We start from the raw sequence: 26264 nt of genomic DNA on the forward strand, positions 1-26264 counted from the left end.
ACTCGTTATTGATAGTTCAGGGAGGGAGATGCTTATATATGATGTCAATCCATATTGGCCAGGTGCTTCGCTGCTTTTGGTTACAGGAATCGCCTTTCCTGCCCTTAGCTGCCTCTCTTTTCCATGGGGGCAGTATATATATGGCTCTCCTGGGTTGCGCCTATCGCAGCAGTTCACGTGGCTTTGCGGCCTTTCTTGCCTTGAGAGTACAGAGGGATGAAGGGGCTGCTTATTTTCTCTGGTAAACCCGCACATAGTCTACCTCATACTTCTTTGGGAAGGCAGTTGCGGCGGGAGTGCCCCCGTTCGAGCCGATGGCAAGGTTCAGGAGGATATAATGCGGCTGGTGAAAGGGATTGGTTCCGTCCGGGTTTATCGTATGGCTTAAATCTACCTCGTTCAGCAACTCGCCGTCCAGGTAAAGCCTGATGTATGCCGCTGTCCAGTCCATCTTCCAGACATGGAATTTCTCCGGCCATTCGGGGTCCTTTTCGAGGAAATGGGAGAAAGGGACTTTCCGCTCGTCCCAGGCGGCCCGCTTTTGCGCATGCGCCCAGGCGGCATTCGCCAGTACGGTCGGCTCGCCCTCCACGCGGTAATATTCCATGATGTCTGTTTCCCCGTTGGCAGGCCAGCTCCCGGCCACGCCCAGGGTCCAGATGGCCGGCCACATGCCCATGGCGGTGTCTATCCTGGCCCTGACTTCGATGATGCCATACTGAAAGGTCTTCTTCCCTTTGGTATTGATGCTGGCAGAGGTGTACCCGGCAGAGGGCGTGCTTTTTCTCCAGTCTGTGCTGGCTGGCTGGTAAAACTCATTGCTGACCTTTTCCCGCTTCCCGGTAATTACCAGCATCCCGTCCCGGACCACCGCGTTCTCTGGCTGGTACCACTGCAGTTCGTTGTTCCGCACAAAGCCGTGCACATAGGACCAACTGGCGCTGTCCGGCTTCCCATCCGTAGCAAACTCCTCGTTCCACACCAGGGTATAGCCTTCCCTGGCGGATGGCGGGCCGGAGGCAGGCTGAAATGCCAGCTGGCTTTTACTGCAGGCTGCAAGCCCCACAAGAAGCAGGAGGAGGAAACGCTTATATTCCATTTAATTCCAAGTTATTCAACTTCAGTACAGGACTTTTAAGCTGACTTCGCAGTACCTATATATAAGTGCCGATTGGTGCGATGCCGCAGGGTAAACCGCTTTGTTTTTCGCAGATTGTCCGGCATATAGCATTGCCCTTATCAACCGCTGCGTTCCCGTCACTCGCCCTAAAAGGCCTTGCCATACTATTCGGATGAGTTGGGAGATTTGCCTCTCTTCTTGTCTCCGGAGTTTAGCGTCCACTCCTCCTGCCACCCCAGCACCGGCTTGCCATCCTCAAACTGGAGAGGCAGCCATATATAGCGTCCGTCTATCGGGTTCTCAGGCCGCCACCTGTCGGCCATAAATATAAACATGTCTTTCTTCCCCTGCACCGGAAGGATAAACGTGCTCTGCGACTCGAATGTCGTGCTCTTCTGTCCCTCGGTTCCCCGGACAGGGTTGCCCAGTTCTTTCCACCCCGCCATCATGTTGTCGCTCACGGCTGAGCGCGCCGCATTAGGCGCCCATCCCGTCAGGCCCGAGGTAATCATGTAGTAGTTGCCGTTTTTTTTAAAAATTGCGGGCGCCTCATTTCTCCCCCCCGGGAATACCCGGACGTACTCATCCGTAAATTCCAGGTAATCGTCTGTCAGTTTGCTGATATGGAGGGTCCTGTTCTCTTCGGAGGAGGCGATATGGTAGGCGGTGCCGTCCTCATCCACAAAGAGCGTCATGTCCCTGGACATCTGCCCACCTTCAAAATCCCGCTGCAGAAACGCGCCGGCGGCCACTTTCTGCTCCCACTCCGGGTCCTTGTCAGCGACTGCGATGGGCTCTGTTTTGTGCGAGTTGGTGGCGTTCTGCGGCCATACGCCCGGGTGCGGGCGCAAACTTCTAAGATAGGTATAGGGGCCTGTTACTTTATCGGAAACCGCGACAGCCGTGCGGGCGGCATTGTAGCCCTGGCCTTTCAGCTCCAAGTGAAACCACATTACAAATTGCTTTGTCTTTTTGTTGTAAATCACCTTCGGCCGCTCTATCACAGCTCCCTTTTCTATGTCTGCACCGCTGTTCTCGGCCGCAACCGGAAGCGCGATGCCCTCGTTTTTCCAGTTGTACAGGTCCGCTGAGGAATAGCAGCTAACGCCAACCATGGCCTTGTTTCCGTCCCGCCCCCCTACTTTGTGTTCGCCAAACCAATAGTACCGGCCTTTGTGGTACAGGACGCCACCGCCGTGGGCATTGATGTGCTTGCCGTCGGTGTCGGTCCAGATTTGGCCCGGCTTGAACGAGGTGTGCGCTTTTAGCTGTTGGGCGATGGCCGGCGCACCTACCCAAAGCAGCATGACCAGTATATGGCTCAGCTTCATCATATATAATGTCCGCTTATATTCTCCGTTACCGGCAGTTGCCCTGCTATATATAGCCGGGGGCTTCACCCCCTCACACTTCAGGAGCAACGGTACGGTTTGCTAAGATATAAATTTCCAGCATTTACGTGCCAGGTCAAAATCAATCAGCGCCTCCCATTCAGGCATTTTATTCCATAAGCTATTCGATATCATAAAGTGGCATAGACTGATATGACGGCGGGCGCAGGATAAAACAGGGTGGCACCATGCTGCCGCGCCGTCCTTATTTCCGCATCATTCCCTGTTTTATAAAATTCTCTACCTTTATCCTAAAGCAAGGCTTTGTCTGATGGATTTTTACCGCTTCCTAGCTCCCGCACTATTTCTGAGCCGCTGCTGGCGGGCTGCCGTATCCTGGGAGCGGCCGCGTGCCTCTGCGGGCAACGAGAAAGGCATAAGTCAGTTGCTGGTTTCGGATGGAGGTTCTGTCCCGTATATATATAACCAGTTTGGTGAACACCGACTCCGGCAAGCCGGGCTGAACGCGCAGGAGTGCCGTTGCCAGTTGAACAACTCTTAGACGTATATATGAGAACACTGAAAGTAGCAGTCGCCCAATTCGAGCCAAAAGACGGCGACAAGGCCTATAACCTGTCCGTGATAGAGGCGCTGACGGCAAAAGCGAAGGAGCGCGGCGCCGAGGTCATCAGTTTCCACGAGCTCTCCATCACCGCCTATACTTTTCTGAAGAACCTGACGCGGGAGGAAGTGGTGGCGCTCGCTGAAAACGTGCCCGACGGTCTGAGCACCCGGCACCTCATCCGGCTGGCCCGGCAGTACGATATCGCCATATTGGCAGGTCTGGTGGAGATCGAAGACGACAAACTCTACAACACCTATATATGCGTCGATAAAAACGGCTTTATCGCCAAACACCGCAAAATCCATCCGTTCATCAGCCCCTACCTGGAGGCAGGCTCTGCCTATACCGTGTTCGAACTGAAGGGCTGGAAATGCGGCATCCTCATCTGCTACGATAATAATGTGGTGGAGAACGTGCGGGCCACCGCGCTCCTGGGGGCGGAGGTTATCTTTGCCCCGCACGTCACGATGTGTACGCCCTCGGCCATGCCGGGCCGCGGCTACGTGGCCGACAAACTGTGGCAGGCCAGGCACACCGACCCGGTGCCGCTCCGGCTCGAGTTCGACGGGCCGAAAGGCAGCAGGTGGCTGATGCGCTGGCTCCCGGCCCGCGCCTACGACAACGGCGTGTACTACGTCTTCACCAACCCAATCGGGTACGACGGCGAGCACCTCAAAAACGGCAACGCCCTCATCCTCGACCCCTACGGCGAGGTGCTGACGGAGATAAAAAGCTTCGAAAACGAAATCAGCATCGCCACGCTCACCGAAGACAAACTGACCCTTGCCGGCGGCCACCGCTACCGCAACGCCCGCAGACCGGAGCTGTACAGGGAGATTCTGGGGGCAGACCACCGCTCCGAAACCAAACCCATCTGGCTGCAGGGCAAAGCGCCGGAGCCGGGTAAATCCTGATTCCGGAAGCACATGAATTTATATATAAACGATTATATCGCCGGCTTCTCCGCCACCTTTGCCACGCAGCACGATGCCCTGCCGTGGGAGGTGGTCCGGAACGTGCCACTCATTTTAGAGGAAATGCTGCGCCATTTAGGCAATGACTATATGGTCGAAAACGGCGTTGCCATTCATCAATCAGCCACGGTGGAGAAAAGCGTCGTGCTGAAAGCACCTGTTATCATATCAGAGCACTGCTTTATCGGAGCCAACGCCTACTTGCGCGGCGGCGTTTTTCTGGGCAGAGGCACCACTGTAGGCACCGGCTGCGAAATTAAAACGAGCCTGGTGCTGCACCAAAGCGCCATCGCGCATTTCAACTTCGTGGGCGACAGCCTGATTGGCAGCAACGTTAATTTTGAGGCGGGCTCCATCGTAGCCAATCACTTCAACGAGCGGGCAGACAAGCAAATCCGGGTGATGGTAAACGGAGAAGTCATTGAAACGGGCGTCACGAAATTCGGTGCCCTGGTAGGCGATGCCTGTAAAATCGGGGCAAACGCGGTGCTCTCGCCGGGCACTGTTTTGGCCAAAGGCACTGTGGTGAAACGCCTGGAACTGGTGGAGCAACTTCCGCTGGGCAAAAGTTAGCATTCACCTCAGGTATATCCTCTTCTGATACAGGCATTGCATAGCGTCTGCCAGGCTACCCTATACTAAAAGAGCCCCTGCTCCTTTTCCCTCTATTCTGTTGGATGCAGCCAGAAAAGCAAATTTACTTCAATATATTACTATATATAAAAACATAATTATATATTTGCTTTATATATAAATATACATCTATTAATTTACATGAAACAGCTTAGTCCCCTATTGCTCCTGCTCCTCCTTCTACCTGCTTTCTCTTTTGCCCAGACAAACTACAAACCCGGCTTGGTGGTGACGGCGGCAGGCGACACGCTGCACGGTTTTATCGACTATCAGGAGTGGGCGCAGACTCCGGAAGCCATCTCCTTCCGGGCATCTGAAAGTAGCGGAACGGAAGAGGCGTTTACGGCCGGCAACTCCCGCTATTTCGAGGTTACCGGCATGGAGGCCTACCGAAGTTATGTGGGTCCTGTCTCGACAAACAGAATAGACCGAAACAAACTGCCAGGCAACAGCGCTGATGCCAGCAGTACTGTAACAGACACGGTGTACCTGAAAATACTGCAGGATGGTGTAAACGTAGCGCTGTACACCCACCGGGACGATATCAAGCAAAGGTTCTTTATAGCCAAGAAGGGAGTGGACGCCCCAGCGGAGCTTATATACAGAAGGTTTTACCAGTCCGGCAACCGCTCCAAAATCGTGTCTCATAACGGCTACGCAGGGCAGCTCCTGAGCCTGGCAAGGGAGTATGATAAGTTGACGCCCCTCCTTGAACGTCAAATTAAGTCGGCCGTTTACAATGAGCAGCCACTGCTGGAGTTGGTAAGCAAGCTAAATGGCCTGGGTGATGAGGAAATTGCGCAGGAATTAAAGAACAGGCACCTGACTGGCTTTTTCATCGGTGTTGCGCTCAACCGAAGCTCCCTTTTGATAGAGGGGAAGGACGATTTGGCGGATGCCGACAGCAACCCGGCTTCCTATATGCCACGGCTGACTTTCGGGTTCGACGCCTTCCTGAACAGGAATGTGCAAAGGACTGTTTTGCGCCTGGAGGCAGGTGTGACAAACGCCAGTTACCATGTGCAGGAAGTCAAGAGAAGGATAGGCATCAAAAACGGCTATCACGAAATATCCTATAGGTTAGCGTACCAAACAGTCTCGCTCACGCCACAGGTTATCTATAGCCTCTATAACAGAGATAACTTAAAGTTCTATGTGGGAGGAGGCATGGCCTTGAACTTTTCCAACTACACAAAAAACTTCTACCGGGAGCAGTACTTCAACCCGCACCTGGACCTTGTGCAGGAGCCAGATGAAAAAGACGATTACAGAGAGTTGGAAACAAAGTCGTCCAGTTATATGCTGAGAGCGGGGGTGGTGCTAAACAACAAGTTTGAGTTCTCTGCCGCCTACCAGGGCCCTAGCGTCTTCACAAGATACACCAATTTTAGCTACTCAGCCAGTTCTGTGAACGTAGGCGTCAATTACCTGTTCAGAGATTAGGGTTTAACAGGGGAAGCACTGCGCCTTTCGCGCCTCAAAAAAACAGGAGGCTGGCAACAATACCCGTTGTCAGCCTCCTGTGTCTATATAACCAGGCATTGCGTTGCACTTTAGTATAGATTTTCCTCCAATCCATCCAGCAACCTATATGCACAGCAGCAGCATTTAGGATATGGCCAACTACAATAAGACATCCCTGGCGGCTGCTACAACCTCCGGCTATATATAGCTGTCCGTTCCGAAGCTCACGGTTTAGAACTGAATCTGCCCTACTGTTGTGGCAAGTTTAGAAGGGTAAAAATTATGTACATGGGGTGTTGTATATCAAGCATCTGCTATTACATTTATAGATTCATATATACCTATAAAATCCACTACTTATGAAACAGCTTAGTCCCCTATTGCTCCTGCTCCTCCTTCTACCTGCTTTCTCTTTTGCCCAGACAAACTACAAACCCGGCCTGGTGGTGACAACAGCAGGCGACACGCTGCATGGTCTTATAGATTATAGGGAATGGGACCAGAACCCAAAGGTTATCTCCTTCCGGGCTTCTGCGAACAGTGGCGCTACACAGGAGTTTGACCCCAGCACCTCCCGCTACTTTGAGATAACAGGCATGGAAGTCTACCAAAGCTACGAGGGGCCAGTTTCCATGGGCAGAGTGGACAAGGATAATCTCTCCTATAAGAAAGCCGATACCACAGCCATAATAGGCAGAATATTCTTAGACAAACGCCAGGATGGACCAAAGGCAGCCCTTTACTCTTATAAGGACGGTATCAAAGAAAGATTCTTCCTGTTGGAGAAAGGGGAAAATAAGCCGCAGGAGCTGCTTTACAGGCGATATTTTAAAGCTACGAACAGTGCCGAGGTGGTGACGCAGCGCTTTTATGTAGGTCAGCTTCTGAACGTAGCGAGGCATAAGGCAATACTGACAGAAAAGCTGCAGCGGGAGATTGAGTCAGCTGCGTACAAAGAGCAAGACCTGCTCAGGGTTATTGGCAAGCTCAACGGCCTGAGTGTCGATGAAGTGGAGACAGCCAGGAAGAGTAAAATAGCCACAAACTTTTTTGCCGGTATTGCCTTCAGCAGAGGCACCATCGCGATATATGGTCAGGACCATTTTGCAGATGCTGATGAAAACACTGCTTCTTATATGCCACGGGTGGCCTTTGGCCTTGACACCTATTTAAATGAGAACGTGCAAAAACTTGTTCTCAGGTTAGAGGGAAGTCTGACGAACGCCAACCACCGCGTCCGGAAAACACAGCAGACAGGTGGTGGTGGCTATGATGAACTGATATACAAAGTGGTTCAGCAGACAGCTTCTTTATCGCCTCAAATCATTTACAACCTTTACAATAAAGAGAGCCTAAAGTTTTATTTAGGGGCTGGCCTGGCGCTTAACTACTCGCATTACTCGCAGAACAATTATCAGAGACAGCACTTTTATGGCACCCAGGCAGGAACGGTTTATGAAAAGGAAGCCTACAAAGTGCTGCTTCCCGTCTGGTCTTCTTACACTGTCAGAGCGGGAGTGGTTTTGAACAGAAAATACGAGATTTCTGCCATGTACCTGGCACCCGGCACCATCACACGGTATACCAGTTCTGAGGTGGCAACCGGCTCTACCAACGTAGGCGTCAATTACCTGTTCAGAGACTAAGCCGAAGCTGGACATATATGACAAGGCAGGCTAATGGATGCTTTTTATATATCCGCTTCTTGTCTGTTCAGTACCAATTGAGCGACAACATATTATAACGTTAACTCGGGAATCATTCTGCCTAAGCTTTGAACTGTTGTACATCCCTTTGGCCTTATTTCAATCAAGTTCTATAGTTTGCTTGGTGCTCCCAGGCCGAGAGGCCTCGTTTTCCCACTCGGTGCTGTGTAAAGAAGCTGCCGGGGGTAGGGGCCCTCTATCCGCTCTGCTCAGGCTGCCGCATCCGCGGCACCGCGACATTTACAAGGCACCTCATGGAAAAACTGGAAACAATTTAGCCTTGAACCTTTTCAGAGTCATATATGAGGGAATTGTATTGATTATAAGAATATTATATATGAATTAATCTCTGAATTCATGTTATATAGGATATAGCAAACACAACGAACCGTTGTTAAGCCATAACTATAACCTCCGGCTATATATAGCTGTCCGCTCCGAAGCTAATCTCAATCTATAAGCTGCCGCTACCGGTTCCACCAATAAGTCAGCTTCAGCACCAGGGCCCGGCTACGGATGGAAAAAGGCGCCGGGAAGTAATTGTCGGTATAGACGATATATAAATCCGAGGCGGGCTGGTAGCGCCACTGGAAGCGGGTATTGATGTTGAGGTTGTTGGTCTGCTCGTTGTACTGCAGAAAAGTAGAGAAGAACAGCTTGTTCGTCATCGTCACGTTCACGCGGGAGCCGACCAGCCAGAACTTCGTGTCGCCCCAGGACTCGGGCAGGCGGATATCGTTGTAGCTGGCGCTGGCCAGCACGCTCACATAAGGCTGAAAGCGGTAACCAGCCTCCCCGGCCAGGTTTAGCCACGTCCCATTCTCGTAGTACTTGCCATAGCGGGTGTTAAAGGCATAGGTAAACACACTCTGCGGCTTGGAGACAAACTCGGTCCGCCAGGCATTCCAGTGGTGCTTCGTGCCACGGGCCAGGGTGTCCCGCCCCATATTGGTCGGGTCGAAGGGCTGCAGCAAATGGACGTATTCATCAACCAGGCCCACCGTAAACGTACTCTGCGTCCGGAAGGTAAGCGTGTAGAACAACAGGTTCAGGTTATCGGTCCGGTTCAGGGCATTGTCAAAGAAATACGTGAGGCTTGCCTTGGGCCCGTGGCTCAGGACGGGGCCGCCGCGCGGGAAGAACAGGCGGCTGACCACCGGGTTAATTTTGAAGTAGTTGTTGCGGGGCACATACCCAACCTCGGCCGTATAATTCTCCCCTACATACTCTTCCTGCAACTGCACCGTCCAATGGCGGCTCCTGTATTCCAGGTTGGCCGCCTGCACCAGGTCGTCCCCCGATTTTCCAGGCGAAAAAGACTTGAGCACAAAGGCTTTCCCCGTCCACACGTTGTTGGAGGAGGCCAGGTTATATTCCAGCCCGATGTTGCGGTTATATTGGGAGTAGGTTGGCTGCAGCGTGTCCTGCTTCGGGTGGTAATCCAACGACTCCTTGTTCACGAAGAGGAAACCGATGCTGGAGCGGGCAAACACCCGACGCTGCAGCGTGGCGATGGCGAAGTTCTGCGCCGGCAAACCCGTCTCCTCCACGGGGCCAGTCTGCATGTCCATTACCCCGATGCGCCAGTCTTTGTTGAGCTTGCCGCTGAGCCGGGCACCCGCCCGAATCGGCACGCCGAGGCCGATGCGGCGGGAAAAGAAAGGGCGGATGGTGGTGTTGCCGAAATTGCCGAACAGGTCGCCGTTCTCCAGGAAGAACTGCCGCCGCTCCGGGAAAAACAGCTCAAAGCGGTCGAGGTTGGTCACCTGCCGGTCCACTTCCACCTGCGAGAAATCCGGGTTGATGGTCAGGTCGAGGTTCAGCGCAGAGGTAATGCCGATCTTGACGTCCGCGCCTGCCTTTTTCTGATAGACCGGCGGCTTTTCCGCTTCATGGTTTTTAAATACGCCGCCCAGCACATACGGAATCACCGACACGTTTGCCCCCGTAGCCGGAGGAGGCTGGTCCCAGACCAGCACGCCGGAATAAGCCAAAGAGGCGGTGGGAAATTGCCGGGGCACCGGCGCCCAGCTTGATTTTTCGGTGGTGCTGAGGTCGTTGCGGCTGAAGTTGATTCCCCACTCCGTGATGCCTTTTTTGTAGCGGATGGTGGTGAAGGGTATCGCCATTTCCAGCACCCATTTCTCCGGGTCGTTCTTCACTACCGACACCCATTTGTTGTCCCAGTTCAGGTCCACGCTGCCGCCGCCGTACATGGTGCCGTCCCATTGCGCACCGGCGGCGTTGGCGCCAAAAGAAAATCCGTTCGTCTGGTCATCAAACGGGTCCATGAAAAGCAGGAAATTGTCGTTTTTGCCAAACTCAAAGTCGCGGCGCAGCGACTCCACAAAGTAAGTGCCCGGCACGGCCTTGTAACAATGGGCAATCAGGTACAGGTTTTGATCGTCGTAGGTCATCCGGACCTCGGTGCGCACCCGGGCCTTGCTGGTGTCCATGGGCAGCACCATAAAAAAATCGCCGGCCACCGCCGCATCCTGCCAGGCTGCCTCGTCCATCACCCCGTCTATATGTACCGGCAACGTGGTTTTGTGGATAGGCAACCGGTACGCCTCGTTCTTCTTTTGCGCCAGCGCCGGCAGCCAGAGGAGCCCCAGCAAGCACAGCAGACAGTATTCTTTTATCATTAGCTTTTGGTGATACATTGTTAAAGTGACAGGTAATCCGCGATGTGTTGCCGTAACTCCAACTCAGAGCACGCCAGGTTCTATGATAATAGCTTACACCTTGAGGCGGAGATTATGTACTGCTTTGATTAAAATATTAAATTGTTGACATTGACTAAATCTATTCTTCAAATGATAAAGAATCTCACTAGCCATATTCCGATCACAACTCTTATACTTTCTTATTTTTTTCTTTGCGGAGGCCTTCATCTGTATGCATTCTGGAGTGTCTTCGATATAGATATTTCCAGTTTGGTAGGCATTACAGACATTCCTAAAAGTTTTATATTCCCCTTCCTTGCTTCACAAGGCTTTTTTCTACTGAATACTCTAACCCATCTATTGACTGCTGAGGGTCTTGACATCTTTTCAGATTCATCAGTGATGGGAAAAAAACAAACGAAATTAGGGAAGATACTAAGAAGACTTAGACACCCCAATGTTATACTGGCACTCGTTGTTGGTCTGATATCCTACTTTGCATTTGATTTCAAAATGAATCCTTTATTCTGGTGGATTTCGTGCATAAGCTTGGTATATGCGCTTACTTATAAAATAACAAGACTTGAAAAAGTAATGCGCTTGATACCAGACGGCACATTAAGATATTATACTGTTTCATCATTGTTGTTTATACCAATCTTCAGTTTTGGATTTGGTAGAACAAGTAGTTTATTGATTTACAATAACAACACTTTGAACCTCATTACTGTCATGGCAAAAGACGAGGAAGCAGTACAATTATCCGATTCACTAAAGTTTTTGGGCTTCATTGGAGATAAGGCAGTAGCCGTTTCTGTTGATAATGAAAATGTGATTTACATAAACCAGTCATCCATTGATCAACTGCAAGTTCATAAGAAAAAGGTGAAAAAGGACTAGTTATTGGATTGTAAAGGTATGAAAGGTTTGAGTTCGATTAAACTTCAATTTTACTTTGAACCTTTTGGGCTAACTTTATATTGATGACGAGGACCTGTCTATATAGATGAGAGAAAAGCAGGAAACCGTTCGTACTAAGTAACAGCTTCCCGCTTCGCTACAGCTTTTCCCCTGAGGCTTTCATTGTATCCAGGCCTTTCGCTTTGATCAGGCTGCGGTAGTTGATCAGGGTAAACTTCTTCTCCGCCAGGTTGCGGAACTCCGGCGACAGGAGCATATCCAGTTCTGTTTGCCGGTGCAGGCTGGCTTTGGGCTTGCCGTCTGCGGTGTTCATCAGTTTGCTGTTCATATCCACCAGCACGTCCATCTCCGGGCTCGACTCCGCTATATGAATAATGACCAGGTTGGGATTTGTCGGGTGCAGGTTGTGGATGAACTTCATGAACTCCTGTTTTTTCGTCTCTACCGGCACGCCCCACATATCGGTATATGTCTCCCCGAAGTAAGTGTTACTGTTTAAGGTAGAGATGCCCAGTTTGTACTTCCGGGCAAGTTTCTCGGTGATGGCCCGGAGTTCGGGTGTTGACAGTGCCACCCCCATGTGCGGATCGATATAGGATATATGCACACCCGAGGCCAGCGCCCTCTCTATCTGCGCCGTCAGCTCCTTCTCTATCTCATCGAGTTGGTAATTGTTATTCTGCAGCGCCTCGCCGGTCGGGAAAAAGTAACCCAGGCTGTCTACGAGGCTGGGAACGGCGGAGCGGCCGGTGACCGGGCCCCAGCGGTAGTATTTCCATTCGGCAGTCAGGGTGAGGTGTACGCCCACGTCGGCATTCGGATATTTCTTCAGGATGGCAACGGTTTCCTGGTACCAGGGGCAGGCGAACATCACCGAGGCCGAGAAGGGCATGCCCGTCTGGGCCAGCTTCTCAATGGCCATGTTGGTGGCGTGGTTCATCCCAATATCGTCTATCCGTAGCAGCACTTCGGGAAGCTTGCCTTTTGCTTTCTGGGCCGAAGCCGTTTGCATAAAAAACGTAACACAGCACAACAGGAATAAAAAGGTGAGCTTTCGCATGATCTATATATAAAAAAGAATTTTTGGAAAGGAGTGAAGTCAGATGCTGCCCTTACACTTTGATATATACCCGCTTCTTGTCCATCCAGTACCCGATCAGCCACAGCAGCAGCATATACGACACGGCAAAGAGCAGCGAGGCGTTGTTGCCGGCCAGCCACGACAGGTACAGGTTATCATATAGCCACCCCCTCAGGCTCGTGTCTCCCACCGGAATCAGGCCCAGCAACTCGATTATAATGCCTGACAGGGCATATATAAACAGCGGGTTCCGGCCGAACACCTCGAAGAAATAAGTCCAGCCTTTGTAGTTGGCCACTTCAATCACCAGCATCAGCACGGCCAGCACCAGCAGGTCCAGGCCAATGGTATAGACTACGTATGAGCTCGTCCAGATAGGCTTGTTGATGGGGAAATAGACATCCCAGACGAGCGCCACCACAATACATACCGCCGCCGACAAGGCCAGCTTGAACACCGTGCCCATGTTGTTGCCGTTCCGCTGTATATATAAACCCGCCAGAAAGCCTCCGATGACGTTTACGATGGCAGGAAGCGTGCTCAGCAGCCCCTCCGGATCGAACGGAATGCCGTAGCCCCCATACAGATTGTCGGTGGGTATCAGCAACAGGTCGAACTTGAGGGCGGCGTTGCCTTCTAGGCTGTAAGGGTCGGGCTGGTCTCCGAAGAAATACATCATGGCCCAGTAGGCAAGCAAAGCAATGGCGCTGAAAACGATGGCGCCCTTCACCTTCAGGTAATGCACCACCAGCGCCGCAATGCCGTAGCACAATGCAATGCGCTGCAGCACACCCATTATCCGGATATCGGAGAAATCAATCAGCGCCAGCCCGCCGGTGTCGGTGCGGGAGACGAAGGGGAAAGCGTTCAGGAAAAGGCCGATCAGGAAAATCAGGGCCGTTCTGGTGAACACCTTCCTGAGGAAAGCGCCGTCGCCCTGCCTCTCAAACTTGCGCATGCTGAAGCTCATGGCGTTGCCCACCACAAACAGGAAGGTCGGGAAAACCAGGTCAGTGACGGTGAACCCGTGCCAGGCCGCGTGCCGGAAAGGCGCGTATACATTTTGCCAGCTTCCGGGCGTGTTCACCACTATCATCAGGGCAATCGTCATGCCCCGCAGCACGTCCAGCGACAGGTAGCGCTGCCGCGTCGCGGGCTTCAGAAGGCCATCCGGGGAAACGGCCTGCGCAGTAAAGAGTTTATTCATATAGAGGCATTTTAGGAATCAGTTTATAGATACAGTCGCCTTACAACGAAGCGGGTCTTATTTTCCGCCGAGCTTGTCCACTTTATCAAAGTACTCTTTCTGGAGTTGCAGCGTCCTAGTGTCTGCTTTCACGGCTTTCAGCGCTTTCGTCAGGGCCTCCACTTTGTTCTCTGTCAGCAGTTTACCAAGTTCTTTCGAGGCTTTTGCCCCTTCTCCCGCGTAGTGGTTCGGGTAGCTGGCGTACCACCAGATGCCGGTATACAGATTCGGAAGGTCCGCCATGCGCTTCAGGTTCTCGCCCGATTCCTGCGTGGCCCGCTCCTGCTTCACCAGGTCGGGGCGCAGGTACAGCAGCGAGGAGGTCTCGTTCTCGCCCGCGTGCTGGTCGCCCGCCGGGTCAGACTTGCGTACTTTTTTCACTTTCTCGGCGAAAGCCTGGTCCTGCACCGGATCGAAGAAGTACACGGCATAGTCCTTCGGGTTCTCCAGCTGCGACTGCACAAAATAGCGCAGCAGTTGCGGGTTGCCGCCGTGGCCGTTCACAATCACAATCTTGTTGAAGCCGTTACGCGCTATCTCCTCCACCGTGGCGTGCAGCAGGTCCCACACCAGCTCGCTTGGCAGCGCAAAAGTGCCCGGCTGGTGCTGGGCCTCATATACCTGGCCGTAGAAAAAATCGGGGAATACCACGGCGTACTCGTTTTTGGCGGCGCGCGCCGACCACTCCCGCACATGGATCAGGTCGGAGCCGAGGGGGGCGTGCATGCCGTGCTTTTCCAGGATACCGATGGGCAGGATGCAGGTGCGATTCGATTTCTCCAGCGCCTTGGGCCAGTCGCTGGCGGTCAGCTCGTCCCAGCGCGCAGGAAGCTCCTGTGCCACCGTACTGCCCGCCAACAGCAGCAATATGAATAAGAGTCTAAGTGATAGCATATATAAAAGGATGAAGTGTAAATATTTCTGTTATACCATAGTCAATATAAGAATTTTAAAGTTTTCCCAACACCGTTTCCATATATTTTTAATGAAGCTATGATATAATTATTTCACATTGCCCTTTTATATATTAGGGAATACAACTATGTTCACCTGCACCTGTCTGGCAGTATGCCCGTAACAGGAACAGGCCCTTGTACCGTAGGGCTATTATACGCTATGCCGATCAGGGCTGTGGTGGCGACTAATCCGCGTTAAATCATATATAACCTACCTTATGAGACCATATATATTAGCAGAGACGAACTGGAAAGACATTAAAGACCGGCAGTTTGAGGTGGCCGTGCTGCCCTGGGCCGCCACCGAGGCGCACAACTACCACCTGCCTTACGCCACCGATATCATCGAAGCCGACCACATTGCCGCCGAGTCCGCCCGCAAGGCATGGGAGGCAGGCGCCAAAGTGATTGTGCTGCCCACCATCCCCTTCGGCGTGAACACGGGGCAGACGGATATTTTGCTGGATATAAACATGAGCCCAAGCACCCAGGCGGCGGTGCTGAATGATGTGCTGGAAGTGCTGAACCGGCAGGGCATCCGCAAACTGCTTTTGCTGAACAGCCACGGCGGCAACGACTTCAAGATGATGATCCGGGAACTGGGGCTGAAGTATCCTAATATGTTTATCTCGAGCTGCAACTGGTTTCAGGCCATGAACAAGCCCGAGTTCTTCGAGCACCCCGGCGACCACGCCGACGAGATGGAAACTAGCCTGATTCTGCACCTGCGCCCCGACCTGGTGCGTCCGCTGGAGGAAGCCGGCGAAGGCCGCGCCAGGAAACCGAAAATAAAAGCCTATACCGAAGGCTGGGCCTGGGCCGAGCGGAAATGGTCGCAGGTGACGGAAGACACCGGCGTGGGCAACCCCAAAAAGGCCACCAAGGAGAAAGGCGCCCGCTTTTTCGAAGCCGTTACCGACAAACTAGGCAACCTGATGAAGGACTTGGCCAAAGCTGATCTGGACGACCTGTACGAGTAATGCAAAACAGCCGCCTGCTCCATATATGGGAAAGCAGGCGGCTGTTTATATGTGCGTTATATATAGCCTAAAGCACTTTCAGGATTTCTTCGATGGGCGTTTCCCCGATAAAGGACTTCACCAGCCGCCCTTCCGGCGAATACACAAAAAGGGAAGGCGTCTCTATGGGCCCCACCTCGTTCAGGATGTCGTTGATGGTCGTCTGGGCGAAATACACGTCGCGCTGGTCTGCCAGTTTATACGTCTGCGCAAACTGGTCCAACTGTGGCAGGCTGGCATCCGAAATGAAGTAAATCTGATAATCATCGAAGGCGGCTATATTTTCGCGAATCTGGGCTGCCTCCCGCTGGCAGTGGTCGCAGTCCGGCTGAAACAGCACTAAAACGGTGCTCCCTTCCAGTTCGTTCACCATTAACTTGTTGCCATCCAGGGTGGTGAGGGGGAGCTTGGGCAGCTCGTTGGGGGCGGCCGCCACAGGTGCCGCTGCCGACTGCACAGCAGGCGCTGTGGTTGTGCTTCCGGTAGCTGGCTCAGCAACCTCTTCATTCGAATTGATTACCAAATCAGCCAAAAACACCGCCAAAAGTACGGCAATGGTAACCGTTAAAAGTATTATTCCTTTTTTCATATCCATCATATCACTGCCCGTTAACCTGCCCCACAACTGTTTACACCAGTGGCCCCACGTTGCCCATAACAGCCACGCGGCCACGCTTGTTCTGCGCACGCCCCTTGCATGGGAATGCACGAAAGGCATTTTTTACAAATGGCTCCTCAATATAGGAAGCAAATTTGTAGCAAATTTGAATTTAGCCCTCATCCTGGCGCGACATGCACATATATTTAGGGGCTGGAGCGAAAATCACTGCAAAAGCTTCTCCCGCCTCCGTTTCGCTCCCCTGCCACCATCAGCAAAAGGACACAAGCACCAGTACACAAGACTTTTTTATCTATATCTACCTGATATACAGCAGAAAAATGCATGAAATGCTGTATGGATAGGGCAAGTTAATTTTGTCCGGGTACTTATCTTATGATACACCAGTGGATGCTCTCCTGGAAGTAAAAGGTTATATATAAGCAAAGGGCTCCACGCCAATATGGGAGCCCCTGCCTTATATATAGGAACAAACTGGGCTGATTACTCTACAGCCATGCCTGCCCCGGTTCCGTTGTCGAAGTAAATCCAGTCCAGCGCCAGAAAGCTTCTGTCTTTCGCCTCCTCGCTGCGGAACACAAAGAACAGTTCGTTGGGGCCTCCCGGAGCGGCCTGCACCGGTGCCGAAACAGTGCGCAAACTTCTCCCCCCACTGTTGCCAGTGGCTGGTGTTACGGTGGCGGTACTCACCATTTTACCCGTCGGAGAGCCCACACGCACCTCAATTGTGCCGCCTGCCTTGCCCGAGGCCAGGTTAAAGGTCAGTTGTTTGATGCCCGTCAGGTCGATGTTCCGGAAGCCTATATAGGAGCCGTCTTTGATATCGCTCACCATCGAAGGGCCATCGCCGTGCGGTTGCTGCCGCCCTACGCTGCGGAACGAGTCGAAGTCCTCGGCCTGCACCCTGGGGTGGCGCAGCAGCACGACCTCGCGGCCCGTGAGCGGGCCGGTGATTTTACTGCCACTGTCGGTGTAGCTGGCCGATATGATATAGGTTCCAGCTTCGCCTTTGCCTTTATGTTCATCCAGGGCATAGGTGCCCGCCAGCGGCAGGCTGCCTTGCCCGGCATCGGCCAGCGACAGGATATACTCCACCATGGCGGTTGCTTCCTCCAGGCTATGTTGCGGGTGCGCCGCCATCACGTTTTTGCCCCAGTTGCCGTTACCGCCCGAAATTATCTTCTTCGCCAGCATCGGCAACGCGGCGTCGTTCTCTTTGTAGCGCACCGCTACTTCCTTATAGCTCGGCCCTATCGACTTGTCGGCCACCGCGTGGCAGGATTTGCAGTCGCTCTCCGCGATCAGGGTTTTGCCCCGCAGGAACTTTATTGAACCGGCCTCTGCATTCTGGCTGTTGGAACTCAGCAAGGCAAGGTCTTTGCCTTCCGAAAGATAGTCAACCGCGAAATTTACCTGGTCTGCTGCAATGCCGCTGTTCAGCTGGCCATCTTCCTTATCACGCACGCTTACCTTGTAATCCAGCTTCCTGTCGTCGAAGTAGAAGCTTCTGTTGCCGGCAAACGCCACTTGCACCTCCGGCATCTCGTTGCCCACCCGGATCTCCACTTCGGCTGTTGCCTTGTCGCCTCCCTTGTCTGTCACGGTGAGTTTGGGCCTATACACGCCCGGCTTGCTGTAGGTGAAAACCGGGGCTACTTCCGTAGACTTCTCCCCCGCCCCGGATTCCCAGGCGTAGGTCAGTTCGTCTTCCTTGTCGTAATCAAAGGACTGCTCCGCAGAAAGCTTCGTTTTGAAAGGGGCGGCGCCCACTGTCTTCTCCGCCTCTATCTGGGCAATCGGCTGCCGGTTGCCCTCCGCATACTCAATGCGCACGAGCGTGGCATCGGGGTTGCGGGCAAAGTAATTGGCCCCGTACTGCAGCACGTACATGGCCCCGTCCGGACCGAACTTCACATCAATCGGGTGCGCAAACTCCTGGCTCTCCAGGAAAGGCTCGATCTTCTGCAGATTCCCTTCCTCGTCGAAGGTGAGCACTTTCATCCAGTCGCGCGCCCACTCAAAGATGAACATCTTGTTGTTATAGTACTCCGGGAAACGGTACCGCGACTTCTCGTAATCGTCGACGTATAAGAAGGGCCCGGCCATCGCCGAGCGGGAGCCGGTGCCCAGCATCGGGAATTCCGCAGACTCCCCATAGGGGTACCAGATCATGGCTTTGCGGGCAGCAGGCAACTCGCGGGCACCATCGTTGTTCGGCGACTCGTTGACTGGTCGCTCCGGATCAAACTTAGGGCCTATCTCATTCGTGGCAAAGTTGAAATCGGCGTAGGCTTTGTTGTCTCCCACAAAGTAGGGCCAGCCGTAGTTGCCCGCGGTGCGGGCCTGGTTCCACTCGTCCTGGCTCAGCGGCCCCCGCTCGTTGGCAACACCGCCATCCGGGCCCACATCCCCCCAGTACACATAACCGCGCTTGTCCACTATTACGCGGTACGGGTTGCGGGCACCCATCACATATATCTCAGGCCGCCCCTTCGAGCCGTCTTTCGGAAACAAATTTCCGTCTGGAATGGTGTAGGTGCCGTCCGGGTTTAGTTTGATGCGCAGGATTTTGCCGCGCAGGTCGTGGGTGTTGCCGGATGATTTCTGCGCATCAAAAGGTGCCCGGCCCGGGCGCTCGTCAATCGGCGTAAAGCCATCCGACTCCTTGGAACTGGTGTTGTCGCCGGTGGTCAGGTACAGCAGGCCGTCCGGCCCGAAGTAAACGTTACCCGCAGAGTGGCAGCAGGTCTCGCGCTGCACAGGCACCTGCAGCACCACTTTCTCCGAATTCATGATCAGGCTGTCTCCGCCCTGCAGCTTAAACCGGGAGAGGTTCTGCACCGCTTCGCCGCCCTTTGGCGAGTAGTAGAGGTATATATAATTGTTGGTTTCAAACTCCGGGTCCAGTTCCAGGCCGAGCAGGCCGTCTTCGTAATTTCCTTCGGTGTTCACCTCCAGTTTGGCCAGCACCCTTGTTTCTTTCTTCTCCGGGTCATATAGCTTCACGCTGCCCAGGCGCTCCACGAACAGCACGCGCCCGTCGTGCAGGATTTCCATTTCGATCGGCTCGTGCAGGTACGTGTCCAGCACCACCTGCTGGAAGCGGTTGTCTTCCGGCACCTGCACCGTAGTTGCTTTTTCGTAATCGAGCCCCGGCCCCTCCAGGGTGTAGCGGATACCCCCGAGCAGGTGCTGCAGGAAGTCCTGGTTCTGGTAGCTTTCGGCGGTGCCGCCCGCCGCCGTGTAAAACATGCGCCCGCCGTCATACTCCCGGTACCACGAAACGGGTGTGTTCTGTGCCTGCACCAACACCTTCGCCCCGGGGCTCAGGTTCTCCATCTGGCGGAGGGCATCCTGCTGCTTCCAGCTTTGCTGCAGCCCTTCGGTCAGGTCCTTCTCCTCTCCCACCACCTGCATCGCCACCTCTGTTACCTGCAGCAGACTGTCCGGCTGCGGTATATAGGCAGCGCCCAGCAGGCTGTTGTACCAGGGCCACTGGTATCGCGAACTACCGGCGGCATGCACGCCCACCAGGCCGCCGCCCGCCTGCACGAAGCGCTCTACTTCATTCTGCTGCCGCGTGTTCAGCACGTCCTGCGAGGTGTTTAGAAAAACCACCGCCCCGTACTGCCTCAGCGAGTCCTCCGTAAAATAGGCGGGGTTGGTGGTGGTGTCTGCGACAATTTCGTTTGCTGAAGCGTAAGCCGCGAGGGCTTTCATGCCTTCACCGGAGACCTGCTGCCCTGTGGTGTTTTTGGAGAAGATCAGTATCCTGTTCTCCTTTTCGCCGGAGCAGCCCCACAGAAAAGTGAGCAGCACAGCGTAGAGGGCGTACCTGAATATTTCTTTAGGGTGGTGTTCTACCAACATATAGGTTAGGATTATTTCAAAACAGCTCTCAATTTACGTACTTCATGTTTATCCGGCAAATGAGGCGCCCCGTGTCTGATGTCATACCTTTGGTATCTGCAGGAGCGGTTTACACTCCTTACTTAAACCTCTAATAGTTTTTGCGCATAAATGCTGTGCAATTACTTTCAAACCACCCCTGCCCCTCCTTATCCAAGGAGGGAGTCTGCATATGCTTTCTCCTACTTTGAGGACTACAGTTGAAGATATAGCTATTAAAGAAGACATAGCTATTAAAAAAACACTTCTTATATACCCATATATCCAGCTGTCTGCTAAGAGGAAGGTAAAAGAAATAGTAAGGAAAACTCCCCTCTTTGGATAAGGAGGGGCAGGGGTGGTTGGACAGATAGGCAGTACCCATTTGATAGTGATATTAAACCTCTAATAGGATAGGCTCACTTAGCTATCAATTGAAATTATAGGTAAAAGTTCGGAACGCAGTTTTACTGTATGTTTCCTTAAAGAAATGATAAGGAAGTATCATAATTGCACCTATAGAACCAGTTCGTAATGCATTGCTGCAGGATATACTTCACAGCGAATCCTGGTATATATGCCTTTGATGACAAGTATTTGCAACGCCCGCCTACTTCCCTATATAGCCTGCGCGTTGCTGCTCTGCGACAGGTTGCCCTGCAGGTCCACAGCCCGGACCGTGAGTTTTTTGCCTTTTAGTTTGTCAGTGGCTGGCACCGAAAAGCTTGTGAGCGGGGTAAAGCCGACTTTCTCGCCGTCGAGGTACAGGTTGTAGCCGAGCAGGTTCCGGTTGTCTGTTGCCTTGTCCCACTGTGCCACCAGGTGCTTCTCTGCGGTATTCAGCTTCAGGTTTTTTGGCGTGGAGGGCGCGGCGGTATCCGGCCGCAGGCGTTGCAACACGTTGGCCAGCGCCCGGAACTGGTGGTAAGAGGCCTTCCAAATCTGAGCCTTGAGCGCCGTTTTCTGCTTCGGCTCCTTGTCGAGGCCGCCGGGGTACCAGTCGCCGTGCGTGTGGTCTATCAGGTATTGGTCTATATAGTCCCACTGCTTCTGAAACAGGTCGAAGTATTGCATCTTGTCCTTCGGGTAGAGATCGGCCATCAGCAGCAGTGTGTTCAGCCCTTCTGCCTGCGCCCACCAGTTCTTGGAGTCTCTCAGGATGGTGATGTCATCTTTCCCCTTAAAGTAGTAGCCGCCGTCGTAAAAGCCGCCCACCGTGTGGTCGAAGCCGTTTTGGATGGTATGGTCGGCCATCTTTTTTGCCACTTGCATGGTCTTGCTGTCGTGCTTCAAGCCCAGCACATGCGAGGCCTCCAGCATCAAATAAGCCGTCTCAATGTCGTGCCCAAAGGACACTTCGTCGAGGTGGTGGTTTTCCCGGATCACTTCTTCTGTAGAGTCCCTGAAGGACACCGGTTTCCAGTCATGCGTCAGGAAGAGGGTGAGGTAGCCTTTGTCCGTCACCATGGTGTCCCGGATCAGGACCAGCATTTCCTCCAGCCGCTCCCGCACCAGCGGGTCGGGCCACACCTGGTACAGCTCCGTGAAAGCCTCCAGCAAGTGGATCGAGCTGTTCTGGTCTTTGTAGCCGATGGTAGAACTGTATGGGGTCTGGCTGGTGCGTTGCACGGGGGTGCCGTCTTTCCGCAGTTCCTGGTAGTAGCCTTTGTGTACGGGGTCGTGGCTATGCTCCTCCAGCCAGCCGAATGTTTCCCGGGCGAGGCTCAGGGCGCTTGTGTCGCCGGAGGCCTGGTAGTAGGCGGCCAGGCCATATATGGCAAAGGCGTTTCCGTAGGCAGACTTGGCCGCCCCGGCGTACCCGTTGCTGCTTGCCTCCTCCTTCACATTTCCCTGCCGGTCGACCAGTGTATAAAAGCCGCCGTGCTTCTCGTCCCACATCTTGTCCCGCAGGAAAGCCACCCCCTGTCTGGCGCTGCTCAGGTAATGCGGCACATCAGGATACAGTTGCGAAGCCTTGGCATTCGACCATATATGGCGGGCCTGCGTCACGATCATCTTGTCCTGCGGGCCAGTGGGTTTCCAGTCGTGGGTATAGGTGCTCGTGAATCCTCCGTACTGCTTGTCCACCACGCGCGGATACCAGGCGTTGAGCATCTCTGTTTTGATGGAGTTCTCTATCTCGGCGGCGAGTTTGGCCCTTGTGTCAGTTTGCGGATTTGCAACGGCGACAGGCAGTTGGAAGGGCAGCGTGCGAAAAGCAACGATGGGCAAAGCGGCGGTTGCCAGGAACAGCAGCAGTGTATTTCGTTTTAGTCTCATGGCATATAAACAGATGTCGTGATGGTGGTCAACAACATATACAGCTGATTTATATATAAGTTGGTTCGAATACTTCTGTCAGCTTTACTGTGCTGCAAGGGAGCGGCTGTGGGCTCACTGGCTACCGCTTTGTCACGATCAGGTTCTGCTGCAGTTTCACTTTCCTCCTGTCGCCCCGATAGCCTGAGATATAAACCTCATTCAATGCGCTGCTGTCCAACAGGAGCGTGCGCGAGGACTGCGACAAATAGCCGGTGCCGTAACTGAACTCCTCCCTCCGCTTCAGGCCGCTTTTGTAATACAGGTCCGCGAAGGCATCTGAGGAACGCAGCCGCACCACCTGCCTGCCTGTAGCCTGCGCCTCCTCAAAAACTTTCAGGCTGTCGCTGTTCACGCCCACCAGCAAAAGCGGCTTGCCCTCTGCCGTGACGAGCCGGGCCAGCGACTTGGCGTCTCCGCCCACCGTAAACCCGGTTGACCTACCCGCCACAAATTCGCCTTTGCCGTTGCCCAGCAGCACCGTGCCGTAGGAGGCGTCATAGAGGCCCATACCGGTTTCGGCTGCGTAGGAATTGCCTGCCAGCACCACGTCCAGGTGGTTATCGCCGTTTACATCATCCACCGCCATGCCGAAGACCGGGGAGAACTGGGCTCGCACTGGCAACGCTTTGATGGAAAACTTGCCACTCCCCAGGTTCTCTATATAGCTGCTGCTAAACACATGGCTCCGGCCAACAAAGGCCCCCTCCAGTTCCTCTTCACTGAAAAGCTCGTCCAGCGTCACCTCCGCGTAAGCAGCGTAGCTCGTAAACCGCCGCCGCATCGACACAATCTGGTCGGTGAGGGCGTCGCGGGTGGCCACGGGATAGCTCTCCCCGCCGATGTATCGCCCGATAATCGGATCTATCACCCCGTTGCCATCAAAGTCGCGCGCATATATGGTAACCGGTTCCTCCTGCGAGGCTTTGTAGCGGGAGTTCAGGCCCAGGTTTCCCGCCACATAATCCATATCCCCGTCGTTATCGAAATCCCCCGACGCGATGCTGTTCCACCAGCCGTTTGTGTGTGCCAGCCCAACGGAGGCGGTTACATCGGTGAGCTTTCCTTTTTCATTTTTGAAAAAGCTGACAGGCATCCACTCCCCGACCACCACCAGGTCCACCTGCCCGTCGAGGTCGAAGTCAGTCCATATAGCTGCGGTTACCATGCCCAGGCGCTGGAGACCTTTACACACCGCTTCCGTGGCATCCGTGAAAGTGCCCCCGTTGTTCTGCAGGATGCTGCCCTGCCCGGGCATGGGGTACTGCCGCGGACTGTTGCGCCCCCCGACAAACAGGTCTAAGTCACCGTCCCGGTCGTAGTCTGCGGCTGCCACGCAGGAACTGCTGGACACTAAATGGGGGATGGCCTGCTCCTCAAGTCGAAATTTTCCGCTGCCATCATTCCTGTAGAACCGGTGCCGGTAGGCTTCCGCGCCCGCCATTTCCTCGTTGCCACCCGCTGCCACGTACAGGTCCAGGTCTCCGTCGCCGTCTGCGTCAAAGAACAAGGCTCCCGCGTCGTCGGCTGTGTTTGGGGTGCCTTGGAGGGGTTCAGCTTTGAATTTACCCTGTCCGTCCCGCGTAAATAAGGTGCCAGTGCGCCGGGCAGATCCGCCTACGAAGAAATCATCCAGCCCGTCGCCGTTCACGTCTCCCACACTTATTCCCGGTCCGTTTCGGGTGAGTTTGTGCGGCAGCAGCGGCTGGTTCTTAAAATCTATATAATCCTCTTCCTCGTGTTTGTAGGCGATGCCATATATAGCATTGGCCTGCCGGAAAAGCGGCGCCGGTGCGCGCTCGTTTCCGGGTTTCTTTTCAGAGGCATTCTTGTACTCCGCCTGCAGCACCTGGTTGCTCCTGACATTGGTCAGCAGCTGGCATTTGCCGTCGGGCCAGATGATTTCCACGGAATCAACAACGGTTGCCTGCCCCAGCCCAAAGTGTATCGTGTGGTCCACGGACGACTGGAAACCCCGTGACAGGTAATGTTCATATACCTGCTGCTCCCCTTCGTGCCTGAGCCGGACGGTTGCCCCGATACCGCCGAGATTCGGAGCCTGCCCCTTCAGCACGATTTGCAGGTAATGGTTGCCGTCGTTTACCTGCTCCGCGTTGTTCCGGTAGATGAAGGCCTTGCTGTTGATGTTGTTGACCACCAGGTCAAGGTCACCGTCGTTGTCCAGATCTGCGTACACGGCCCCGTTGGAAGTGGACGGCTCGCCCAGGCCCCACTCTGTTGATTTATTTGTGAATGTCAGGTCTTTCGCGTTTTGGTATATATAGTTGGGAATCACGATGCTCTTCAGCTTTTTGAATTGCTCCTGGAGCCTTGCCTCAATCGCCTCCCCGGTGCCGAACATGGCTTCCTCGGAGTTGTAGCGCACATAATCGAGGTCTATCATGTCTTTCATATAGCCGTTCGTGATGAAAAGGTCGCGCCAGCCGTCGTTGTCATAATCCGCGAACAGGGCGCTCCAACTCCAGTCAGTGGCATATACGCCCGCCAACTGGCCGATTTCGCTGAAGGAGCCGTCCCCGTTGTTCAGTTGCAGCGTGTTGCGGACGTACTGGTCTTCATAACCCAGGCGCCTGTTCAGCATGAAGCGGTCATAATTTCCGGCCTCCATGGTGGTTTTCTGCCGCTTGTTGCCTTCCGGCAGCATGTCTAACTCAATGATGTCCGGCAGGCCGTCGTTGTTGTAATCAGCTATGTCGGTGCCCATGCCGTTGTAGCTGTGGTGCCGCAGGTACTCGCCTGCTCTGTTAGTGAAGGTGCCGTCCTGGTTGTTTATCCAGAGCAGGTCGTTGCTCAGAAAGTCGTTGGCGGTATATATATCCGGCCAGCCGTCCTGGTTCACGTCGCTGACGGCCACGCCCAGGCCCCTGCCCTCCACCAGTATGCCCGCCTCCCCAGACACATCGGTAAACGCCCCCTTGCCATCGTTTCTGAAGAGTTTGTCGGTGCTCGGCGACGTGCCGTCAGTAATTTTCGGACGCGCTATGTTGGGGTTGAGGTTTTTGTCCGGGGCGTTCCGGAGCAGGTACGCATCCAGGTCGCCGTCTTTGTCATAGTCCAGAAAGGCGGCCTGCGTGCTGTAGCCCACGGCAGCCAGGCCATAGGCGGCTGCCTCTTCTTTGAAAACAGGCTTCCCCTCCGCATTTTGTCCTTTGTTGATGAACAGTAAGTTGGGGGTCTGCGGCTCACCGGCAACGGGGTTTACCGTGCAGACATATATATCCAGCAGCCCGTCCTGGTTGATGTCTGCCATCGTTACACCGTTCGCCCAGGTGCTGGTGGCTACACCGGCAGGAACTGTCACGTCCTCAAACTGAAGGTCGCCTTTGTTCAGATACAGTTCGCCCGACACCATGTTGCCCGTGAAGTAGATGTCCGGCAGGCTGTCGTTGTTGACATCCCCCACCGCCACGCCGCCGCCATTGTATATATAGCCAAAGGTGAGGACGTTGAAGGAATCTGACTCTGTAATAGTGTTGGCAAAATTGATGCCCGTGGTTCCTGGTTTGAGCAGGGTGAAGAGCGGCTTCTCCTTTTGAAGCAGGTCGCAGCTGCTTAACAGGGAAGAAAGGGTAATCAGAAGCAACAGATATTTAAACGCCATCACCTTAAAATCAATCCAGAAAAGAATTTGTCTGCCTGCTTAGCGCGGTTTGTATATACCCGCGCCATTTTTGC

17 protein-coding genes are annotated in these 26264 nt (G+C 53.8%); 7 read left to right on the top strand and 10 right to left on the bottom strand.

The features are described from left to right. Window positions 1–229 precede the first annotated feature (229 nt). Together GSQ62_RS07165 and GSQ62_RS07170 are read right to left on the bottom strand one after the other, a co-directional pair. Entirely contained in the window at window positions 230–1099 is an 870-nt protein-coding gene (locus tag GSQ62_RS07165; RefSeq protein WP_161888872.1) for a glycoside hydrolase family 16 protein, read from the bottom strand. Between the two features lie 185 nt (window positions 1100–1284). Next, complete coding sequence (locus GSQ62_RS07170) at window positions 1285–2454, bottom strand: glycoside hydrolase family 43 protein (RefSeq protein WP_237587052.1); 1170 nt, start codon at window positions 2452–2454, stop codon at window positions 1285–1287. Between the two features lie 567 nt (window positions 2455–3021). Between GSQ62_RS07170 and GSQ62_RS07175 the strand changes: the two genes are divergently transcribed. The 4 genes from GSQ62_RS07175 (at window position 3022) to GSQ62_RS07190 (ending at window position 7793) form a co-directional block, all read left to right on the top strand. After that, window positions 3022–3990, top strand: a complete 969-nt coding sequence (locus GSQ62_RS07175) for a nitrilase family protein (RefSeq protein WP_161888873.1) — start codon at window positions 3022–3024, stop codon at window positions 3988–3990. 12 nt (window positions 3991–4002) lie between these two features. Next, window positions 4003–4623, top strand: a complete 621-nt coding sequence (locus tag GSQ62_RS07180; protein ID WP_161888874.1) for a DapH/DapD/GlmU-related protein — start codon at window positions 4003–4005, stop codon at window positions 4621–4623. A 201-nt stretch (window positions 4624–4824) separates the two neighbouring features. After that, window positions 4825–6126 carry a hypothetical protein gene (locus tag GSQ62_RS07185; protein ID WP_161888875.1) on the top strand — a complete coding sequence of 434 codons (1302 nt, stop codon included), beginning with the start codon at window positions 4825–4827 and terminating at the stop codon, window positions 6124–6126. 380 nt (window positions 6127–6506) lie between these two features. After that, entirely contained in the window at window positions 6507–7793 is a 1287-nt protein-coding gene (locus GSQ62_RS07190) for a hypothetical protein (RefSeq protein ID WP_161888876.1), read from the top strand. Between the two features lie 527 nt (window positions 7794–8320). Here GSQ62_RS07190 and GSQ62_RS07195 read toward each other — a convergent pair. Further along, window positions 8321–10498, bottom strand: coding sequence for a carbohydrate binding family 9 domain-containing protein (locus GSQ62_RS07195; protein WP_161888877.1), 2178 nt, complete (start codon window positions 10496–10498; stop codon window positions 8321–8323). A gap of 171 nt (window positions 10499–10669) precedes the next feature. On the opposite strand from GSQ62_RS07195, the gene GSQ62_RS07200 reads away from it, so the two are divergent. After that, on the top strand, window positions 10670–11419 hold the full coding sequence (locus GSQ62_RS07200; RefSeq protein ID WP_161888878.1) for a hypothetical protein: 750 nt from the start codon (window positions 10670–10672) through the stop codon (window positions 11417–11419). Between the two features lie 157 nt (window positions 11420–11576). On the opposite strand, the gene GSQ62_RS07205 is transcribed toward GSQ62_RS07200, so the two are convergent. The 3 genes from GSQ62_RS07205 to GSQ62_RS07215 all read right to left on the bottom strand — a co-directional run bounded on the left by GSQ62_RS07205 (window position 11577) and on the right by GSQ62_RS07215 (window position 14661). Beyond that, window positions 11577–12452: a ChbG/HpnK family deacetylase gene (locus tag GSQ62_RS07205; RefSeq protein ID WP_161888879.1), complete on the bottom strand. Its 876-nt coding sequence runs from the start codon at window positions 12450–12452 to the stop codon at window positions 11577–11579. 100 nt (window positions 12453–12552) lie between these two features. Continuing rightward, window positions 12553–13728 carry an acyltransferase family protein gene (locus GSQ62_RS07210; RefSeq protein ID WP_161888880.1) on the bottom strand — a complete coding sequence of 392 codons (1176 nt, stop codon included), beginning with the start codon at window positions 13726–13728 and terminating at the stop codon, window positions 12553–12555. 57 nt (window positions 13729–13785) lie between these two features. Beyond that, entirely contained in the window at window positions 13786–14661 is an 876-nt protein-coding gene (locus tag GSQ62_RS07215) for a creatininase family protein (RefSeq protein WP_161888881.1), read from the bottom strand. A gap of 280 nt (window positions 14662–14941) precedes the next feature. Between GSQ62_RS07215 and GSQ62_RS07220 the strand changes: the two genes are divergently transcribed. Next, window positions 14942–15703 carry a creatininase family protein gene (locus GSQ62_RS07220; protein WP_161888882.1) on the top strand — a complete coding sequence of 254 codons (762 nt, stop codon included), beginning with the start codon at window positions 14942–14944 and terminating at the stop codon, window positions 15701–15703. A 67-nt stretch (window positions 15704–15770) separates the two neighbouring features. Here GSQ62_RS07220 and GSQ62_RS07225 read toward each other — a convergent pair whose 3' ends face one another. After that, complete coding sequence (locus GSQ62_RS07225; RefSeq protein WP_161888883.1) at window positions 15771–16331, bottom strand: TlpA family protein disulfide reductase; 561 nt, start codon at window positions 16329–16331, stop codon at window positions 15771–15773. A gap of 513 nt (window positions 16332–16844) precedes the next feature. Further along, window positions 16845–20231: a ThuA domain-containing protein gene (locus GSQ62_RS07230; RefSeq protein ID WP_161888884.1), complete on the bottom strand. Its 3387-nt coding sequence runs from the start codon at window positions 20229–20231 to the stop codon at window positions 16845–16847. 211 nt (window positions 20232–20442) lie between these two features. Here GSQ62_RS07230 and GSQ62_RS07235 point away from each other — a divergent pair, with 211 nt between their 5' ends. After that, entirely contained in the window at window positions 20443–20595 is a 153-nt protein-coding gene (locus GSQ62_RS07235; RefSeq protein WP_161888885.1) for a hypothetical protein, read from the top strand. 272 nt (window positions 20596–20867) lie between these two features. On the opposite strand, the gene GSQ62_RS07240 is transcribed toward GSQ62_RS07235, so the two are convergent. Together GSQ62_RS07240 and GSQ62_RS07245 are read right to left on the bottom strand one after the other, a co-directional pair. Then, window positions 20868–22529: an AGE family epimerase/isomerase gene (locus tag GSQ62_RS07240; protein WP_161888886.1), complete on the bottom strand. Its 1662-nt coding sequence runs from the start codon at window positions 22527–22529 to the stop codon at window positions 20868–20870. A 121-nt stretch (window positions 22530–22650) separates the two neighbouring features. Next, window positions 22651–26190 (bottom strand): VCBS repeat-containing protein, encoded by a 3540-nt coding sequence (locus tag GSQ62_RS07245; protein ID WP_161888887.1) that lies wholly within the window; start codon window positions 26188–26190, stop codon window positions 22651–22653. Window positions 26191–26264: the final 74 nt, after the last annotated feature.

This window comes from Pontibacter russatus (genome assembly GCF_009931655.1).
GTDB lineage: Bacteria > Bacteroidota > Bacteroidia > Cytophagales > Hymenobacteraceae > Pontibacter > Pontibacter russatus.

Bases quoted from the DNA above. Each gene is read 5' to 3' on its own strand.
- GSQ62_RS07165 (WP_161888872.1), bottom strand. From the start codon at position 1,099: ATGGAATATAAGCGTTTCCTCCTCCTGCTTCTTGTGGGGCTTGCAGCC.
- GSQ62_RS07170 (WP_237587052.1), bottom strand. From the start codon at position 2,454: ATGATGAAGCTGAGCCATATACTGGTCATGCTGCTTTGGGTAGGTGCG.
- GSQ62_RS07175 (WP_161888873.1), top strand. From the start codon at position 3,022: ATGAGAACACTGAAAGTAGCAGTCGCCCAATTCGAGCCAAAAGACGGC.
- GSQ62_RS07180 (WP_161888874.1), top strand. From the start codon at position 4,003: ATGAATTTATATATAAACGATTATATCGCCGGCTTCTCCGCCACCTTT.
- GSQ62_RS07185 (WP_161888875.1), top strand. From the start codon at position 4,825: ATGAAACAGCTTAGTCCCCTATTGCTCCTGCTCCTCCTTCTACCTGCT.
- GSQ62_RS07190 (WP_161888876.1), top strand. From the start codon at position 6,507: ATGAAACAGCTTAGTCCCCTATTGCTCCTGCTCCTCCTTCTACCTGCT.
- GSQ62_RS07195 (WP_161888877.1), bottom strand. From the start codon at position 10,498: ATGATAAAAGAATACTGTCTGCTGTGCTTGCTGGGGCTCCTCTGGCTG.
- GSQ62_RS07200 (WP_161888878.1), top strand. From the start codon at position 10,670: ATGATAAAGAATCTCACTAGCCATATTCCGATCACAACTCTTATACTT.
- GSQ62_RS07205 (WP_161888879.1), bottom strand. From the start codon at position 12,452: ATGCAAACGGCTTCGGCCCAGAAAGCAAAAGGCAAGCTTCCCGAAGTG.
- GSQ62_RS07210 (WP_161888880.1), bottom strand. From the start codon at position 13,728: ATGAATAAACTCTTTACTGCGCAGGCCGTTTCCCCGGATGGCCTTCTG.
- GSQ62_RS07215 (WP_161888881.1), bottom strand. From the start codon at position 14,661: ATGCTATCACTTAGACTCTTATTCATATTGCTGCTGTTGGCGGGCAGT.
- GSQ62_RS07220 (WP_161888882.1), top strand. From the start codon at position 14,942: ATGAGACCATATATATTAGCAGAGACGAACTGGAAAGACATTAAAGAC.
- GSQ62_RS07225 (WP_161888883.1), bottom strand. From the start codon at position 16,331: ATGAAAAAAGGAATAATACTTTTAACGGTTACCATTGCCGTACTTTTG.
- GSQ62_RS07230 (WP_161888884.1), bottom strand. From the start codon at position 20,231: ATGTTGGTAGAACACCACCCTAAAGAAATATTCAGGTACGCCCTCTAC.
- GSQ62_RS07235 (WP_161888885.1), top strand. From the start codon at position 20,443: ATGCTTTCTCCTACTTTGAGGACTACAGTTGAAGATATAGCTATTAAA.
- GSQ62_RS07240 (WP_161888886.1), bottom strand. From the start codon at position 22,529: ATGAGACTAAAACGAAATACACTGCTGCTGTTCCTGGCAACCGCCGCT.
- GSQ62_RS07245 (WP_161888887.1), bottom strand. From the start codon at position 26,190: ATGGCGTTTAAATATCTGTTGCTTCTGATTACCCTTTCTTCCCTGTTA.